This window comes from Paenibacillus sp. (assembly GCF_035645235.1).
Lineage (GTDB): Bacteria > Bacillota > Bacilli > Paenibacillales > YIM-B00363 > Paenibacillus_AE.
The window spans coordinates 1-16,506 of the sequence record NZ_DASQMZ010000047.1; the positions used below are offsets into that span (position 1 = coordinate 1).

At 55.2% G+C, this 16,506-nt stretch carries 16 protein-coding genes; 14 read left to right on the forward strand and 2 right to left on the reverse strand.

The window, feature by feature from the left end:
- Positions 1–271: 271 nt before the first annotated feature.
- The 9 genes from VEZ38_RS03925 to VEZ38_RS03965 all read left to right on the forward strand — a co-directional run bounded on the left by VEZ38_RS03925 (position 272) and on the right by VEZ38_RS03965 (position 6,611).
- The gene (locus VEZ38_RS03925) at positions 272–487 is read left to right on the forward strand and encodes a hypothetical protein (RefSeq protein WP_324892037.1); all 216 of its coding nucleotides are present in this window, start codon (positions 272–274) and stop codon (positions 485–487) included.
- 148 nt (positions 488–635) lie between these two features.
- Positions 636–1,115, forward strand: coding sequence for a hypothetical protein (locus VEZ38_RS03930; protein WP_324892038.1), 480 nt, complete (start codon positions 636–638; stop codon positions 1,113–1,115).
- A gap of 191 nt (positions 1,116–1,306) precedes the next feature.
- On the forward strand, positions 1,307–2,263 hold the full coding sequence (locus VEZ38_RS03935) for a hypothetical protein (protein ID WP_324892039.1): 957 nt from the start codon (positions 1,307–1,309) through the stop codon (positions 2,261–2,263).
- Positions 2,264–2,279: 16 nt separating this feature from the next.
- A complete protein-coding gene (locus VEZ38_RS03940; RefSeq protein ID WP_324892040.1) occupies positions 2,280–2,543 on the forward strand; it encodes a CD3324 family protein in 264 nt (87 codons plus the stop codon).
- Positions 2,544–2,947: 404 nt separating this feature from the next.
- Entirely contained in the window at positions 2,948–3,373 is a 426-nt protein-coding gene (locus tag VEZ38_RS03945; protein WP_324892041.1) for a hypothetical protein, read from the forward strand.
- 192 nt (positions 3,374–3,565) lie between these two features.
- On the forward strand, positions 3,566–4,435 hold the full coding sequence (locus VEZ38_RS03950) for a hypothetical protein (protein WP_324892042.1): 870 nt from the start codon (positions 3,566–3,568) through the stop codon (positions 4,433–4,435).
- A complete protein-coding gene (locus VEZ38_RS03955; protein WP_324892043.1) occupies positions 4,395–4,850 on the forward strand; it encodes an NUDIX domain-containing protein in 456 nt (151 codons plus the stop codon). Before VEZ38_RS03950 ends, VEZ38_RS03955 begins: the two co-directional genes overlap by 41 nt.
- Before the next feature lie 46 nt (positions 4,851–4,896).
- The gene (locus VEZ38_RS03960; protein WP_324892091.1) at positions 4,897–5,688 is read left to right on the forward strand and encodes a phosphotransferase family protein; all 792 of its coding nucleotides are present in this window, start codon (positions 4,897–4,899) and stop codon (positions 5,686–5,688) included.
- Positions 5,689–5,834: 146 nt separating this feature from the next.
- Entirely contained in the window at positions 5,835–6,611 is a 777-nt protein-coding gene (locus VEZ38_RS03965) for a hypothetical protein (RefSeq protein ID WP_324892044.1), read from the forward strand.
- A gap of 50 nt (positions 6,612–6,661) precedes the next feature.
- Here VEZ38_RS03965 and VEZ38_RS03970 read toward each other — a convergent pair whose 3' ends face one another.
- On the reverse strand, positions 6,662–8,275 hold the full coding sequence (locus tag VEZ38_RS03970) for a hypothetical protein (protein WP_324892045.1): 1,614 nt from the start codon (positions 8,273–8,275) through the stop codon (positions 6,662–6,664).
- A 225-nt stretch (positions 8,276–8,500) separates the two neighbouring features.
- Here VEZ38_RS03970 and VEZ38_RS03975 point away from each other — a divergent pair, with 225 nt between their 5' ends.
- The 4 genes from VEZ38_RS03975 (at position 8,501) to VEZ38_RS03990 (ending at position 15,714) form a co-directional block, all read left to right on the forward strand.
- Positions 8,501–9,427, forward strand: a complete 927-nt coding sequence (locus VEZ38_RS03975; RefSeq protein ID WP_324892046.1) for a helix-turn-helix transcriptional regulator — start codon at positions 8,501–8,503, stop codon at positions 9,425–9,427.
- Between the two features lie 181 nt (positions 9,428–9,608).
- Positions 9,609–9,863 (forward strand): hypothetical protein, encoded by a 255-nt coding sequence (locus VEZ38_RS03980; RefSeq protein WP_324892047.1) that lies wholly within the window; start codon positions 9,609–9,611, stop codon positions 9,861–9,863.
- A 141-nt stretch (positions 9,864–10,004) separates the two neighbouring features.
- Complete coding sequence (locus tag VEZ38_RS03985) at positions 10,005–10,379, forward strand: hypothetical protein (protein ID WP_324892048.1); 375 nt, start codon at positions 10,005–10,007, stop codon at positions 10,377–10,379.
- 223 nt (positions 10,380–10,602) lie between these two features.
- Entirely contained in the window at positions 10,603–15,714 is a 5,112-nt protein-coding gene (locus tag VEZ38_RS03990; protein ID WP_324892049.1) for a right-handed parallel beta-helix repeat-containing protein, read from the forward strand.
- 41 nt (positions 15,715–15,755) lie between these two features.
- Here the strand turns inward: VEZ38_RS03990 and VEZ38_RS03995 are convergent, their stop codons facing one another.
- Positions 15,756–15,962, reverse strand: coding sequence for a DUF2536 family protein (locus VEZ38_RS03995; protein WP_324892050.1), 207 nt, complete (start codon positions 15,960–15,962; stop codon positions 15,756–15,758).
- 240 nt (positions 15,963–16,202) lie between these two features.
- Between VEZ38_RS03995 and VEZ38_RS04000 the strand changes: the two genes are divergently transcribed.
- Positions 16,203–16,493 carry a metalloregulator ArsR/SmtB family transcription factor gene (locus tag VEZ38_RS04000; protein ID WP_324892051.1) on the forward strand — a complete coding sequence of 97 codons (291 nt, stop codon included), beginning with the start codon at positions 16,203–16,205 and terminating at the stop codon, positions 16,491–16,493.
- Positions 16,494–16,506 lie beyond the last annotated feature (13 nt).

Below are 16,506 nucleotides of genomic sequence, written 5' to 3' on the forward strand. Positions count from 1 at the left end.
TTCGCGGGAGTATTGGCCGATGCCATCAATGTCAATTGGGCAATCGGGATTGTGGCTGCTGTGCCGTTCTTGGCAGGACTACTTTTTATGAATTCGAGGGCAAAAGTGGTCAAAGGGTTAAACTAACGGGGACGATAGTTCAGAAATCAGGGAGCAGTTTGCCGCCGCGGCAGCTGCTCCTTTGTTCGTTGAAGTAACGGACAGTTTTCAATAACGAATAATCTTCCAGCTTGTCGGCTATGGTAACCCTAAAAGCATGAGGAGGTGGATAATGGTCGGGACATTAGCTCTAATTGCTGGGGTTGTTTGTATACTCGTTTCTCTTATCATTCATGCCCGTGCTGTAAAAAAAGCAGGTACTACGAAGGAGAAATTAATGGAGATCCTTGGTTTCATCATTGACCCCTTTATAGGCTTAACAGCTTTGTTTTACTTGGGTGCCCTACTGGTGCTATACGGGGCCTGCGTAATGGCTGGTTTATTATGATGGTTGGGTCAACTTTAACAATGCACAAGGCTACCGTAAGACAAATCGGCGGTCTCATTCCGTTTCTGGGTATTATGTGCAGTGACAACAACCCTCTTAGTGCGTTATAATTCCAATTATTGGGACTTATTCGATTAGGGGGATCATAATGAAGCATGCTGGCTTATTATTTACGGTATTTTTATTAATATTTTCTGGATGTAGCGTATCCGCATCAGTAACAGCGAGTTCTACAGTTAATGATTTTTACAGATACGTTGAAAATAAAGATAAATATAAAACAGCCGATAGGGAAGAAAAAGTGGTGTTTGAATCATACATTACATCTTTTAATAGTGGTGTTGACCAGTTTGAGAGAATTGACGGGGAAAAGTTTCAAATCTACACCGTAATTATTGGGCATCAGGTACAAGGTATTATTGACCAGGGTGAAAAGAAGCTAGCTTCTGTTAAGGTATGGTTCGAAGATAGGTCACTAAAAGACCCGAATCTCATAATTAGTGGGACAGCCATTCATGAAGTAATATTATCTCTAAGTGAGAATGGAAAGTGGGTTGTTGAAAGCGTCTTGGAAAAGGACAAGAAATTTAGCCCGGTTAAGCCCAAGAATGAATTTCAGACCCATTAAATACGAATTTAGTTACTAAATTCCCTCGGGGACGATAGCTACAGGAAACAAGACGACAGCCGGCACATGATCGGCTGTCGTTGTTCGTTGAAGTAGCTTTTCGTTATTGCTTTTTTAGAAAAAACTCAATCTACCCTTTACGGATTATATATGGAACAATGGAAGCAATAGCAACCTAAAAGGGTGATTACATGGCTGCAGCTGGATATAAGGTTCGGGAGTTTTGCAAAGACGACGACTTTGATTACTTCGATCGATTAGCTTGGGAGGAACATGAAAGGCGAAATATACATGTCGGAATTAGGAAGTCAGGCGAATTTCCGTTCGACAAAATGAAGCTAGTGAAAAGAGAAACGTACTTTAATAACGAAGATTCCTCAATGGCCAAGGAAAGTAAAGGATTCGTACTGATGACAGATGTCGGAGAGTTTGCCGGCTTTGCCACTGTCACAGTAAGCCCAAGCGGAAACGGAACCATTACGCAATTTGGACATCCGGATCAGAACCGAAGGGAGCTCGGTCCCTTAATCGACGCTTGTCTTGAATATGTGAGACAGCGGAGGGGGAATAAGCTCTTCTGTATGACTGAAATCTTACCTGGTCAAATATACAATGCCGAGTTCGAGTTTTGGTCTCGGTATGCGTTTAAACCCGAGTCGTATTACAGCCAATGGTTGATTTTCAACGATTTTAAACAATGGAATGTCCCAGCCGATCTCGACATTTCAAATGTGTTAACGGCTAGCTCATTAGACTTGACCGAGATCGAATCGATACTTCGCGAAGATGGTGAAGACTTTATCGCTGAGTCAGTCCGTTTTGACTTTGCTGAATTGACGCCGGATCACGTTTTTCTGAAGTTGATTGACCCATTTGACGGTAAAATCAAAGGGATAGCATACTATCAGGTAAACCGGGACCAGGGCATGCTAGGTACAAATACTCTGGGTATCCATATACGTTCTCAAATCAGTTATCAAGAAATTCAACGTTTTGTTCGCTGCGTACTCACTTCGATGAACGAGCTTAACCTATCCTATGCAGGGACTCGCATGTCTTCTCGTAATTTGTCAGCAATGATCGCGATGTGCGCTGAAGGGTTTACTCTAGCTCCTATGGGACAGGTAGTCTTCTATAGACCTGTATAGAACAGAGGTCGATGATGTGACGAAATACGTAAACGCAAAACATATCCTGCCACAACACCTCATCGATGAAATCCAGAGATATGTGGACGGAGCACATGTGTATATCCCCCAGAAGAATAGAAAAGGCTGGGGGAGTTCCACCGGTACACGAGAGGTGTTGGAGAAGCGCAATATTGAAATCGACTTTCTTTACCGGGAACATGGGCTGAGAATTGAGGAGCTTGCTCAACGGTTTGGGCTTAGTGAAGAGAGAGTGCGTAGTATTATTTATAAAAGGTAATCGATTCAGACTAGTCAATGCAGTTATTTTCGCTGTTCACATAAATGAGGGTTCCGACGGGGACGATGGTTCCAACATGTAGATTACGAATGAAAAAGGGAAGGTTTATGCGCGAGAGAATTTTGTTGGCATTTGGAACACCGATGTTAATTATTTTTGGTTATCCTGCTCTTATGAAGGCTGATACTCCAACGTATTACGGCTACGTTAGTATTGTTGGGCTTATCCTAATTATTAGCCACTTTTTTGTTCGATCTAGACGAAACAAAAAATGAGGTTGAGTATCGGGTACGTTAGCGCTGCCGTAGAATTCGGTTACTCTCTAGTATAGAAATCGTGGTGAAGTGTTTTCCGCAACATACGCGCGTTAATTACGTCTGAACTTGGTAATGGAGGGAAGGCGTATGTACAAGAATTTTCTTATTTTACTTATAGCCATCACACTATCCGCTTGTGGAAGTAAAACAGAGGCGATACAGGAACATTTCAATAAATTAACATTAAATGACGTGTTGACTGCCCTGAATGATTCAGGTATCCAAAATGTTGAAAGAACTAAATCTCAACATGTGTACGATATTCAAAGAGAAAGCGCAGAGCAACATTTGTACAAACTTGAACCAGGAAAATTGACTGTATACGTTTTCTCGAACGTTGTACAGAGGAGAGAGGTACAACGCGACCCGTTTCCAGCGGCGGAAGCGACACCACCTAACGGATCGTATGGAATGGGTAATATTCTTGTCTTTTATTACGATGGAGACAACATCATGGCGCAAAAGCTTTTAAGAGCTTTTGAACCGTTAGGTGTTGAGGGAGAACTAAATTAACACTCTCCTTACTGCGAGGGACGGAGACGATAGTTCCAACTCGAGAAGACGGCAGCCGGCCCAGATCGGCTGCCGTTGTCCGTTGAAGTAAATTGGCAGAAGAGATAACAACCGATCTAACGCCAGCAACAATTAACCATATTTGTTTCGTCAATACTATGACTAATTGATTGAGGCTTTGGGGGTAAATGATTGAAGAAGTCTTTGATGTCTCTTGTTTTTCTGTTGGTGGTGGTAAAGAGCGTCGTTATTGGATGTACGGAATCCGAACCACAAAATGAAACGCCGATTGCTGGCATTGGAGACGATCTTCCTGCAGTCAAAGGCGTAACGCCTCCGTTGCCGACGTTGAAATCGGGTAATGTTGAGATCCCTGTAGTATTGGGTTCTTACGCGTGGAACACTGTAACTGACATGGTGGGACCGCTGGAGTTGCTCAGAGCTAAAGGTTACGAACCCGTTTCTCTCGCTGGAGGCACCGAGATCGAAGTATATTTCGACTACGAACCGAATCCGCAGGAAGTGGTCATCAGGGAAGTTGAACCAAGCGGCGAGGGTTTTATTTCAGAACAAGAATTGGAGGACGATAAATTTATCGTTTCCGGCAAACCGGGAAGGCAGATTTACGCGATAGACGCGAGATGGGGCGTAGAGGGGAATGTCGTGGACGCGGCGGCGATGTATTATTTTCAAGTCTCGATCGTCAACGAAACTTTAGATGTAGCCTTGGATAGCGTGTTAGCTACTCTTGATGAAGCGGGCGTCCAGTATGCAGGAAGGAATGAATCCCCTAGTGCATACGACTTTCAAAGAGAAGGCGCTGAGCGATATTTGTATAAGCTTGAACCTGGAAAAATGACAGTTTACATTTTCGACTCTATTGAACAGAGAAGAGAAGTACAGCGTGACCCATTTCCACTCGCTGGAGCGGAGCCGCCTAACGGATCATATGGAATGGGTAAAGTTCTCGTCTTTTATTACGACGGCGATAAAGTAATGGCTCAGAAGCTTAGGAACGCGTTTGAAAAGCTGGGCGCTGAGGAAGGAATTCAAATTAGGTGATTACGGATACAAAAAAGTTTCAGGCTGCAGCGCAGCGTTAATAAAAGAGAACAAGATTTTAATGGTTCACGAGGTGTATCACGAGGTGTATCCCGACAATGACTACTGGACTCTGCCCGGAGGCGGAGTGGAAGACGGTGAGACTTTTGAGGCTGCCGCCATACGTGAGGTGTATGAAGAAGCAAACTTTCGAGTCCGGGTCTTGAGACATTTATTTTCCCGCAAGTATGAAGTAGGCACCGAGAACTGCTTTCTCGTTGAATTAGTTGAGGAAAGTAATCCGAAGCTTGGATTTGATCCAGAACTGCCAGCGACCAAGCAAGTTCTGAAAGAAGTGGCATGGAAACCGCTGACTGACCTTCAGAACGATATTCAAGTTTCAAAGGTAATTAAGGTAATGGGGATTAAAATATAACTTCGCAGTAGAATTCAAACAGGTGAGGGAAAACACAGTGGCGGCCATGCTTCCGATCAAAGTTGACGAAATCCCAAACGAGATCATTGACGATGTAGGGACAATTATTGACATTAAATTCCCAAGGCAAGGTCATACATCAGATGTTGGGATCGTCGAAGGTGCAAAGGGGCGCTTTGTTCTAAAACGGTCGAAGGGCGAGCAGTACTGTTCTTGGTTATCCAATGAAGTACGCGTTCTTAAAAGCTTAAATAACACAACATTACCAGTCCCTAAAGTTTATCGACATGTAGAGCAAACAGAAGAAAATCAATCATGGGCATTGTTAGCGTTTTTCGAGGGGGTAACCTTAAGGCAGGCACTACCTAAAGAGAAGAATAAAAATAAGAAACATGAAATGATATTTAGTTTTGGCGAAGTTCTAGCACAAATTCATTCCACCCCATGCCCTAAAGATATGGTGTGGGATGCAGATTGGTTGGAGGAAATGTTGCGGCGAGCAGAATATAACCTTACCCATTATTCGGTTGATGGAACGCCCGAAATGTTGGAGAACTTAAAAGCAAATAAACCGTCGCCGGTAAAAAACACCCTAATTCATGGCGATTTTACGATTGATAATGTCATTTTTCTCGATGGGAAGGTGAACGGCGTTATTGATTGGAGCGGCGGAGCGTTCGGCGATCCAAGATACGATTTGTCTTTAGCGATTCGCCCGAAGCCCGATGCAATAGAAACGAATTCCGAGATCGAGGCGTTCTTTGAAGGATACGGAATAAAGATATTAGATGAACGAGATTATAGATATTTTGAAAACGGGCTATATGCATTTTTCTGAAGATGAATTCAACATTATTGACAGTAACCATGAGTCATGGTAATTTTAAAGCTAAGAAAATAAAGGCAATGTAACCTTCGGGTTCAACCTCGCTGAGAAGTGGGTTGAACCCTTTTTGCATTTTCGAAACCCAGAGGAGGATGTATATGTCGAAAAAGGAATCGTTGCTTCAACGGCTCGATGAAATCGGTAAGTCGCTTGAACGCAGCGGGGGCGCGTTATTGTTGTTGGGCGTCGGCTCCGTGGGGATCGAGACGGAAAGAATGGATGAGTATTCGGATCTGGACTTCTTTGTTATCGTGAAGCCCGGCGAGAAAGACAGATATATCAACCGCTTGGATTGGCTCGAAGAAGTTCACTCTCTGGCTTATTCCTTTAAGAATTCGGATGTCGGTTATAAGATTTTGTTCGAGGACGGGATTTACGGGGAATATGCGATATTCGAGGAGCGGGAACTGGCGAACGCTTCCTATCCGGAGGGACGGGTCGTTTGGAAGGATCCTTCGTACCATAATACCGGAATCGCCAAACCCTCCAAACCGGTCCCCAGCAAGAAGAGAGATTCGCTGGACTTTCCTCTGAACGAAGCTTTAACGAATTTATATGTGGGACTAGGCCGTTATGCCAGGGGGGAGCGTCTATCCGCTACAAGATTCGTTCAAAGCTACGCCGTGGACAACATACTTTCCGTGCTGCATCTGTTAGAGCAAGAGGTGGATTACTTTCCCGATCCTTTCGGAATGGAGCGGCGGGTGGAGCAAAGATACCCTCGTTTTGCGGACATGATCGGAGGCATGATCCAAGGGTATGATCGTGTTCCCGAATCGGCGCTTCGTATTTTAAACTTCATAGAAGAAGTATATCCCGTCAATCCGCGGTTAAGCGCTGAAATACGAAGATTGGCCCAGATCGCTTCACGATAAGACAACGCTATCCTTCGGAGGCGCGGAGCATACCGGAACGGGGAACGGCGTTATTTCCACCAAAGGTTGTCGTCCGGCGCGGAGCTCGGTTCGTCTTCGTGCCATTGGAAGGAAAGCTTCCCGTGCGCCGACTGCCATTCGTTCGGGCAAGCGTTATACAGCCAGTCGAGCGGCTCGGCCGGCGCCGCCGGCTCGGCTGCGAGCGCGAACGCGTCGACGAGCGCACGGCGGTGCTCCTCCGTAATGACGGCGGGGTCGGCGGAGACGAACAACGGGGTGCCGCTCGAGGCGAGCAGCTGCAGCCATTGCCGGTTGAGTCGCCAAGGGACGTTGTCGGTGATGCCGATGCAATCGGCGTCATGGCTGTAAAACGTATGATGCTGCGCCATGCGGAAGGCGAGCGTATTGATCCCCATATAGCGCGTCCGCTCCCAGTTCTTCCCGCTCGTGTCGTCCCCGGTCCGCTGAACATGGACGAGGCCGGCGGCAAGGTGGCTGAACGTGTTGCAGCCGAGAATCAGCGCGTCGCCCGACGCTTCGGCGATGGCGCGGTACAGCGAAAGCACGATCTCCGCCGTGGTGCGGGAACGGTCCGCGAACGGAAGCGCCTTGCGATGCGGCGCGGTCCGCATCTCGAAGCCCCAAAGCCCGAGCAAGTCGAAGCTGCTAAAGTCGTGCTTCAGCAATTCGAAGCCCCAGCCGGTCATCGAGGCGACGGCCTCGCGGATGTACGCGAGCACGTCCGGCACGCTCGGATCGAGCACGTGTCCGAGCGAAGGGGACGACGTTCGAATCCAGGACCCGGGCACCGATTCGCTCGTCAGCAGCGGACGGAACCATAGTCCGGGCCGGACGCCGGCGAGCTTCATCTCCTCCGCGAGGCGCGGCATGTCGGGGAACGCGGCGTTCCCGACCCAAGGTCCGCCCTTGCAGGAGCCGCCGCCGCTGCTTCGCTGCCAGCCGTCGTCGACGACCATGAACGGCCGATTCGTCTGGGTCGGCGCGAGGGAAGCGATGAACTCGGAATCGGCGAGCATGGACTGATGCGAGCTGTTGCCGTAGGCGTAATACCAGTTGTTCCCGCCGTATACCGGCTGGGCCGGAAGCAGCGGGCGGTCGCACAGCGCCGCGCACAGCCGGCGCGCCGCGGCGAAGGCGGACTCCTCCGGGCCGCCGGCGAGCCGAACGATCGTGCAGACGGACAGCGCGCGGGTGCCGAGGCGGACGCCGGCGTCGCCGCATCGGGTATCCAGCGTCAAGGTGAGGCCCTCCGCGTCCAATTGCCAGCAGCAGAACGCCGCGGGACCGGTCTTGACGCCGATGCCGACGACGCGCCGATCCGCGCCTTGCGCGAGGAAATACCAAGGCATCGCCCGCTCCGGCGCGAGTCCGCGCCACTCGAGGTCGCCGTACCCGCGTTCCCAATGGTCGCCAAGCACGGACAGCGGCTCGGTCAGCCGCCGTTCCCAACGAAGCCGCACGGCGCGGACCGCGGCGGCGGGCACCGACAGACGCACGTCCCACCGATCCTCGGCGTCAAGCGGCCGAAGCGCGACCTCCGCCCCCGCCGCATGCCACGCGCCTCCTTCTCCGAGCGCAGCGACGAACCATCCGTCGTCGGTCTCGATATGAACGCGGTCGGGGCGGCCGTTGATTTCCAACATCGCAGCAACATCCTCCTCATACCCATGTCTTGCTTCTCGCCCGGTTCGCCCGGATAATGGAATTATAGCGCCGACCGGCGGTCTCCGATATCGCAGGCGAAGACATCCAGCGGACGAATAATGCACCAACGGGGACACGCGCATCGCCGGCTCGGCCCGCCGGCGACCGGCCGGCGACCGGCAACCGTCGTCGCTGCAGGCGCAGATCCGGAGAGGAGCCGTCCGATGACCGATCGCGAACACGCCCATCTGGCCTATCAAGCCTTCCCCAACCGCAAGAGCGAGCTCTACTTGCACGGCATGCACGAGGCCGTCGTCGCCAGGGGCTGGTCGTGCCTGCCGCATCTGCATCACAGGATGCTGGAGGTAAACATGACGCTGCGGGGAGAGCAGACGTTCTATACCGATGCGGAGCGCTTCGCGCTCCGCGACGGCGATATGCTGTTCGTGCCGCCGATGCGGCGGCATCGGTACGAAGCGACCGGGAGCGAAACGACGCATTACTTTGTGATCCATCTCCAAGTGGAGGATCAAGCGTATATGCGGCTAATGCAAGGTATGCAGCCGCTGCGCGCCGAAGCGGGAAGCCCGCTGCAGCGCAAGCTGGCGCCAGTGGCGGAGGCGATGCTGGAGCGGCTTCGCGAAGGCGGAGGCTCGTCGATTCCGGTCGTCGCGCTCGCCTTCGAGCTGATCAGCGCGCTGGAGCGGGACGAGCTTAGGGCGATGCCGCCACCCGAGGAGCCCTCGGCGCGGCGATTGGCCGATGCGATCGCCCTGGACATCGAGCGGCTGCTGGCAAAGCCCGACCCCGGCGACGAAATGTTCCGGGACGCGGACGCGCCGCACCGCAATTGGCTGGATCGGATCGCCGCCGGCCTCGGCATCAGCCGTCGCCATTGCTGCCGCATTTTCCGGGACGTGTACCGCATGACGCCGAAGGCGTATTACAGCCTCTTGCGACAGCAAGAGGCGATGCATCTGCTGGCCAATACGGACATGACGCTGGCGGCGATCGCCGGGCGGGTCGGCTTCGAGAACGCGCAGAGCTTCGTTCGTCAATTCGCAAAGTGGACGGGGGAGACGCCGGGGCGGTTCAGACGGCGGGAGCGCGGCCAGATCGAATACTTGACGCCGCTGGAGCTCCGCCTATGACGATGCCTGCGTGAACCGAATACCGAAAGCCCAAGCAGTCGTTCCGGACGGTGCGGGAGCTCTATCGCGGCAGCCGCCGATAGATTAGGTGAACGACAGGGGACAAACATACATGCGCAAACGTCGCGGGGCTCATACCTTAATGATGAAAACGACTACTTCGTTAAGGAGCGTGGGAACGATGGCGTATACTGGATTTAACGGCTGCCCGGCGCAAGGGCCGATCGCGGCTCCGACGCAAACGATCGTCGAGAACGTGTACCACCCGATGCCGGTGCAGGTCGTGCACCCGATTCAAATCGTCAAACGTCATCACTGCGTGCCGGTGTACCAGCATGTGACGACGGTCACGGTCGTGGACGAAGCGGCCGCGAACGTATGCGGCGTCGGCCGCAAGCCGAAGAAGGGCCGCGCTCGCGCGCGGGCGCGCCGATAATTTTGTCGGGTTCGCGAAGGAGGAAGGGACGTTTCGCGGGGAGAGGCCGCGGGCGTCCCTTTTTCCGGTTCGATCCGTCGTAGCTTGTACATATGGTAAGATAAGGGCAAGCAAGCCCATCCGGAGTAAGGAGGGACGTTTATGATTCGCTTCCTATGGTGGCTGGCATCTACGGCGGTCGTCGTCGCCGCCGCTTTCGCCGCCGCCTTCGTACTTAGTTTGGTGTTGGCGTTCGCGCTGTTCGAGATTTTGTTTTTCGTCGCGCTCGCGCTGATCGCGGTCGGCTTGTTCGCGATGAGCCGGGGAGGGTCGAACCGGATCTCGTACGGCGACGCGGGGGACCCGGAGGAAGGCGCGAGCGATGCCGCGGAGCTGGAGCGGGAGATGCGGGACATCCGCGGGGAGGGCGCCGGCCGGTCGGTGCTGGAGCACCGGATCGCGCGGCTGTCGCTTCGCGGAAGCGCGCTCGTCGCGGCCGGCGTCGTCGCGATCGCGATGTGCTTTTGGTTCGGGTAATTCGCAGGCGGAAGCCGTCCCAAGCGCCGTAACGGCCGGGGCGGCTTATTATTTTTGGGACCTCCTCTATGGATTTCTGCGGTTCGTATGATTATCGGCGCATCTCCAAATATCACAGACATCGACACATTGAATAATAGCGGGAGTGCGCAGCGGTTCCGTACAATAAAAAACCGAAATCGCTTTCAACAGTCCGATATGCACGAACAAGGAGGAATTCGTAGTGGGCAAGAGGTTGGTAGGATGGTTGTTGATGTTGGCGCTGCTTGTCCCGGCGCTGCCCGCGGCGGCGGAAGGGCCGGACGCCTCGGCCGAGCTGTACGTGTCGCCGTCGGGCAGCGACGAGACGGGCGACGGGACGTTGTCGTCCCCGTTCCGCACCGTAGGCAAGGCGAGGGACGCCGTTCGGGAGCGGATCGCCGGGGGCATGGCCTCGGATCTCACGGTTTATTTGAGAGGCGGCGTCTATCCGATCGACGGGCCGATTCGGTTCGACGAACGGGATTCCGGGCGAGACGGCTATAAGGTCGTCTACACGAATTATCCGGGAGAGCAGCCCGTCATCAGCGGGGGCGAGCGCGTCGAGGGCTGGCAGCCGCACGACGGCAATATTTATAAAGCGGCCGTGGGCACGGCCTGGACGTTCAACGAGTTGTTCGAAAACGACGTCCGCAGCGTCCTCGCCCGGCATCCGAACGAGGATTACAACCGCGTGTCCGGCATGGTGCCGGCGGACGCGTACAACAAGTTCCGGTTCCGTCAAGGGGACATTCCCGTCGTAGCCGACCAAAGCCAGTTGCTGATCAACATTTGGCCGGGCGGCCCGGACGGCGAGTGGAACTGGTTTAACATCAATAAGAAGCTGGACGGTATCGATTACGCGACCCGAACCGTGTCGATTCGCCAGTTAAATTTCTACCCGCTCGGCGTAGGGTCGAGGTATTACATCGCCGGCGCGATCGAGCTGTTGGACCAACCCGGAGAGTTTTACTTGGATAAGCAGGCCGGGATGCTCTATTACTGGCCTAAGAGCCTGCCGATCGAGCAGCAAGTCATCGTCGCCCCCCGCACGAAGACGTTAGTAGAATTCAAGGGGACATCGACGGCGACGCCCGTACGGCATATCGAGATGCGCGGCATCGCCTTCAAGTTCAGCGATTCGGATGAGGAGATGGGCTACGAAGCGCTCCGGAGCGGCATTCATCTCGAAAATGCGGAGCATATCGCGATCAAGAACAGCTTGATCGAGCACATCGGCGGTAACGGCATCAAGCTGCATAATTACGCCAAGAACAACACGATTTACGGCAACCGCATTCGCGAGACGGGCCACACCGGCATCGTGCTGAAATACAGCGGTCCGGCCACGTCGCAGTATTGGAATTACGGCAACGCCGTTTCCAATAACGAAATTTATTTGACCGGGCGTACGATCAAGGGCGCGATGGGCATCGATATGTACGAGAGCGGCGGCAATACGGTGTCCCACAACCTGATTTACGAGACGCCTGGCACGGCCATCAACCTGAAGGGTCATGCGTCGTACGCGGAACGCGTCGGGAAGACGATCGACGGCATTCCGGTGACCGGCGACAATTACAAGGATTTCACGGCGACGCGGTACAATCGGATCGAGTTCAACGATCTGACCGTCAGCAGCCGGCAAACGCAGGACGACGGCTTCATTCATACGTTCTGGATCGGGCCGGGCAACGCGTTCCATAATAACATTTTCCATGACTCCACCGTTCATTACTCGTTCGGCGAAGGCATCTACGTCGACGACGAGAGCGAAGGCACGATCATTACGAGCAACGTGATTTACAATCTTGCGAGCGGCGACGGGAAGATGGAAAGCCCGATCTTCGCGAAAAGCCAGGATCTGGTCATTCGCAACAATATTATCGCGAATAACGCCCGCATTCGGTCTGCGGATATCAGCTTGATCCACAACGCGAGCGGAGGGGCTTTGGAGACGAAGCGCGCGACCGTGGAAAATAACATTACCTACCATTCCTCTAGGCAGGTATATGCGACGAACGCATGGTCGGAGGAGCTCATCGGTTCTTCCGACGGCAACGTCTTTTACCATCCGAGCGGGGAGTATCACTTCTCCGGGTATCCAGTGAACGATTTGGCGGAATGGAAGAGCCTCTATGCGGAGCACGACCAATATACGGTGACCGCGGATCCGTTGTTCGTCGACCCGGCGAACCACGACTACCGGCTGAAGCCGAATTCCCCGGCGCTGGCACGCGGGTTCGAACCGATCGACCTCGCGAGCGTGGGCCTCAAGGCGGATTTCCCGTTCAGCGATCCGAACGACCCGCTTGCCAAGGTGTTCGTCGCCGTCGGCGCCGAGGACACGGCAGTGCGCCTGTCGACGGGCGAGTTGGCGCGGCTCGCGGTGACCGCGAGAAGCGCGAAAGGATATCCGGTGACCTTGGCGGACGCGAACGTCACGTTCCGCAGCAGCGACAAGAAGGTCGCCGCGGTGGACGCGGACGGCGTCGTGACGGGCGGACGCGCGGGGAGCGCGGTCGTTACGGTAACCGTATCGCGAGGCGGCGTCGAGAAGTCGACCCCGTTTTATATCCAAGTCGAAGATGCATTCGGCCGGTTCGAGTTCCTCGAGGGTACGCGGACCGTCTATGCCGTCGGTGAGACGTACGCGTTGAAGGCGGCGGCGGCGACCGCGAGCGGCGGCTTCCTGCCGCTGTCTCTTGGAACCGTCGCGTATGCGAGCAGCGATCCGTCCGTCGTCGCGATCGACGACAGCGGGGTCGTCACTGCAGTCGGAGCGGGAACGGCGACGATTGCCGCGGAGGCGACGATCGACGGCGTGACGAAGACCGCCGCGATGGTCATTGAGGTGTACGACGCGATTTTGGATCGCGTGTCGCCGTCGATCGGCGACGCGACGCTGGACATCGGGCAGCAGACGTCGATCGAGGTTGCGGCGACGATGACGAACGGCGCGCCGATCGCGCCGGGCGAGGCGACGATCGCGTTCGTCTCGGAAAACCCGTCCGTCGTCGCGGTGGATGCGAACGGCATCGCGACGGCGGTCGCTCCCGGCACGACGCGCGTGAAGGTGACCGTCGCGCATCGCGGCGTCGTCAAGTCGATGGCCGTTCCCGTCGGCGTCCTGACGGACATCGCGGGGGTGTCTGTCGCTCCGCCGTGGCAGGTCAGCTCGTATCGGTACGGTTCGTCGACGTCGAGCGCCGAGGTCGCGATGGAGGGCGGCGAGATCCGGATCCAATCGTCGGGCGCGACCGTCTGGGGCGCATTCGACGACCTGACCTACGTCTGGCAGGAGATTCCTTACGCGGAGAAGGTGACGATGACCGCGACGCTGTCCCGATTCGCCGCGGAGGATCCTGCGGCGGTCGCCGGCCTCATGTTCCGCTCCGCGGACGCCCAGGTGTCCGACAACGTCACGCTGCGCATCCACGCTCGCGCGGAGACGGCGGTGTCGACCCGGCAAGGGACGAAGGACGGCTACGTAACCGGCTTCTCCAAGCTGCCGCTGAATCGGCAAGGGCTGACGGTCAAGCTGGAGCGGGACGGCACGAACGTGCGGGCGTATTACCAGGAAGACGGGCAATGGTATATTTTCGCCGATCTGCACAACATCGAGCTCGGGACCTCTATGTTGGCGGGCTTGGTCGTCTCGGGCGACGAAGGGCCCGACGATTTCGTCGAGGCGGTCTTCACGAACGTGACGATCGAGGCGCAAGATCCGCCGCCGCCGTATGCGCGGCTCGTCGGGACGCCGTTCGGGACGAATCCCGGCGGGCAGCCGGCGGGCGGCCAGCGCCATAGGGCGTTCGACGGCGACCCTTCGTCGTTCTTCGTAGGCGATTATACGGGCATCGACCTCGGGGCGGACGGGGCTTCCGTCGTTAACCTCGTTAGATTCCTGCCGAGGTCCGGCTTCGCGGCGAACATGGCCGGCGGCGTGTTCCAAGGCTCGAACACGTCGGCGGAGGACGGATACGAGGATTTGTACGTCATTCCGGATTCGGTCGTCGAGGGCTGGAACGAAGCCGCTCTGCCGGACGGCGCGCCGGCGTATCGGTACCTGCGGTACGTCGGGCCGGACGGCTCGCTTTCTAACGTCGCGGAAATCGAGTTTTACCGCAGCAACCTGCCGGAGACCGATACCGAGCCGCCTTCGGCGCCGGCGAACGTCGCCGCCGAAGGAATTACCGATACGTCGATCAGCTTGCGCTGGACGGCATCCTCGGATAACGACGAGGTAGCGGGGTACGACGTGTACGCGAACGGGCAGAAAGCGAACGACGAGCTGCTCTCCGACACGGCCTACATGGTCGCCGGCTTGACGGAAAATACCGAGTACGTCTTTACGGTGAAGGCGAAGGATGCGTCGGGCAACGAGTCCGAGTTTAGCGCCCCGCTCGTCGCGAAGACGAAGGCGGCCGTCGTGCGGACGGAGCTGCTCGCGAACGGCGGCTTCGAGACCGGGGATTTGACGGGCTGGGGCAACTGGGGCAACGCCCGGGTCGTCGGCGCGTCCGCATACGAGGGGACGTATGCCGCGCAGGTCGGCACCGCGGCGGGCGGGTTCGCGCAGGAAATCCGCGCCGGCTTCGGGCCGGGCCATATCGTGCGCCTGTCGGCCGCCGCGCTGGTCGACGCGGCCGCGGGCACGGTCAGCGTAGCCGTGAAGTTTAAGAACGCCTCGAACCAAGACGTAGGCCCGGGCGCCGAGTTGGTCTTCTCGGGCGCGGCGTACACGACGAAGTCGATCGACGCGGCCGTGCCCGTCGGAACGGCGTACATTCAAGTGTATGTATGGAAGAACGCCGCATCGGGCTATCTGCACGTGGATAACTTGTCGCTGCTGAACTTGACGCCGCCCGACCAACAGCCCGAATTCATCGATCTTATGGCGAACGGCGGCTTCGAGTCCGGCACGCTGTCGGGCTGGGGCAACTGGGGGAACGCCCAGGTCGTGAACGAGGGCGCCTTCGAAGGGACGCATGCCGCGAAGGTCGGCGCCTCGGGGGGAGGTTTCGCGCAAGAAATCCGCACGGGGTTCGCCGCGGGAGATACGGTGCGCCTCGAAGCCGCGGCGCTGGCCGACGCGTCCGCCGGCTTCGTCAGCGTCGGATTGAAGTTCAAGAACGCCTCGAACCAGGACGTTACGTCCGGCGCGGAGCTGCTCTTCTCCCAGCCCGAATACGGCGAGAAATCCGTCGAGCTGACCGTGCCGGAGGGGACGGCTTACATTCAGGTGTACGTATGGAAGAACGCGTCCTCCGGCTATGCGTATGCGGACGGATTCAAGCTGTTGAAACGAATTTAGAAAGGCGCAACGAAGGCAGGAGTCGCCCCCTGCCTTCTTTTCTATTTCCCTTTGAAATGGAGTATGGCCGTGTACAGCATCTTGTTGTGCAACGGATGAAACGTCGCTTGGTGATGCACGGCGTGCACGCGGAGCATGAGCGCCTTGTTGAGCTCGACCTGCTCCGCGATTTTCTTCTCCAGCGTCCCCATGTCGAACGCCTCGAGGCACTCGATTTTATCTTCGATTTGCTCCAGAATGAGTCCCACGACTCCCGCCTCCCGTCCGGTTTCGCGCGGCGTCCGCGCGTCATAGACAAAATTATACCACAGGCGGCGTCTCCCCGTTTAGCGTCATCCGGATGCGAAGCTCCACCAATGCGTGCCGGTGTATCGGCTTTGGTTCGGATGAACATAACGGGGATTCGGAGTTTAAGGTAGGGGACAAACGGAAGCTGGTGTTTTTTTCTCAGGACTTGATTTGTAACGATTTCTTTGTACAATGATTTTATGACTACTGAAAATAAAATGGTCGATGAGCACAGGGTCAGAATATTTAAGGCATTAGCCGATGATACAAGGTTGGATATCATCCGAACTCTATACGCCAATAACAAAGAGATGAACTGCGGAGAAGTGAGAGATATTCGCGATACTTCCAAATCGAATACTTCGTATCATTTGCGCACATTAAGGGAGGCGAAATTGATTAAGGTACGCAAAGAAGCTCAAACGAAGTATATGAGTATCGATATGGAAACCTTTCAAACTTATTTGCCCGGATTTCTGGATACGTTGTAGAAAGAAATCCGTT

Bases quoted from the DNA above. Each gene is read 5' to 3' on its own strand.
- VEZ38_RS03935 (WP_324892039.1), top strand. From the start codon at position 1,307: ATGGCTGCAGCTGGATATAAGGTTCGGGAGTTTTGCAAAGACGACGAC.
- VEZ38_RS03930 (WP_324892038.1), top strand. From the start codon at position 636: ATGAAGCATGCTGGCTTATTATTTACGGTATTTTTATTAATATTTTCT.
- VEZ38_RS03960 (WP_324892091.1), top strand. From the start codon at position 4,897: ATGCTTCCGATCAAAGTTGACGAAATCCCAAACGAGATCATTGACGAT.
- VEZ38_RS03965 (WP_324892044.1), top strand. From the start codon at position 5,835: ATGTCGAAAAAGGAATCGTTGCTTCAACGGCTCGATGAAATCGGTAAG.
- VEZ38_RS03985 (WP_324892048.1), top strand. From the start codon at position 10,005: ATGATTCGCTTCCTATGGTGGCTGGCATCTACGGCGGTCGTCGTCGCC.
- VEZ38_RS03975 (WP_324892046.1), top strand. From the start codon at position 8,501: ATGACCGATCGCGAACACGCCCATCTGGCCTATCAAGCCTTCCCCAAC.
- VEZ38_RS03945 (WP_324892041.1), top strand. From the start codon at position 2,948: ATGTACAAGAATTTTCTTATTTTACTTATAGCCATCACACTATCCGCT.
- VEZ38_RS03980 (WP_324892047.1), top strand. From the start codon at position 9,609: ATGGCGTATACTGGATTTAACGGCTGCCCGGCGCAAGGGCCGATCGCG.
- VEZ38_RS03925 (WP_324892037.1), top strand. From the start codon at position 272: ATGGTCGGGACATTAGCTCTAATTGCTGGGGTTGTTTGTATACTCGTT.
- VEZ38_RS03970 (WP_324892045.1), bottom strand. From the start codon at position 8,275: ATGTTGGAAATCAACGGCCGCCCCGACCGCGTTCATATCGAGACCGAC.
- VEZ38_RS04000 (WP_324892051.1), top strand. From the start codon at position 16,203: ATGACTACTGAAAATAAAATGGTCGATGAGCACAGGGTCAGAATATTT.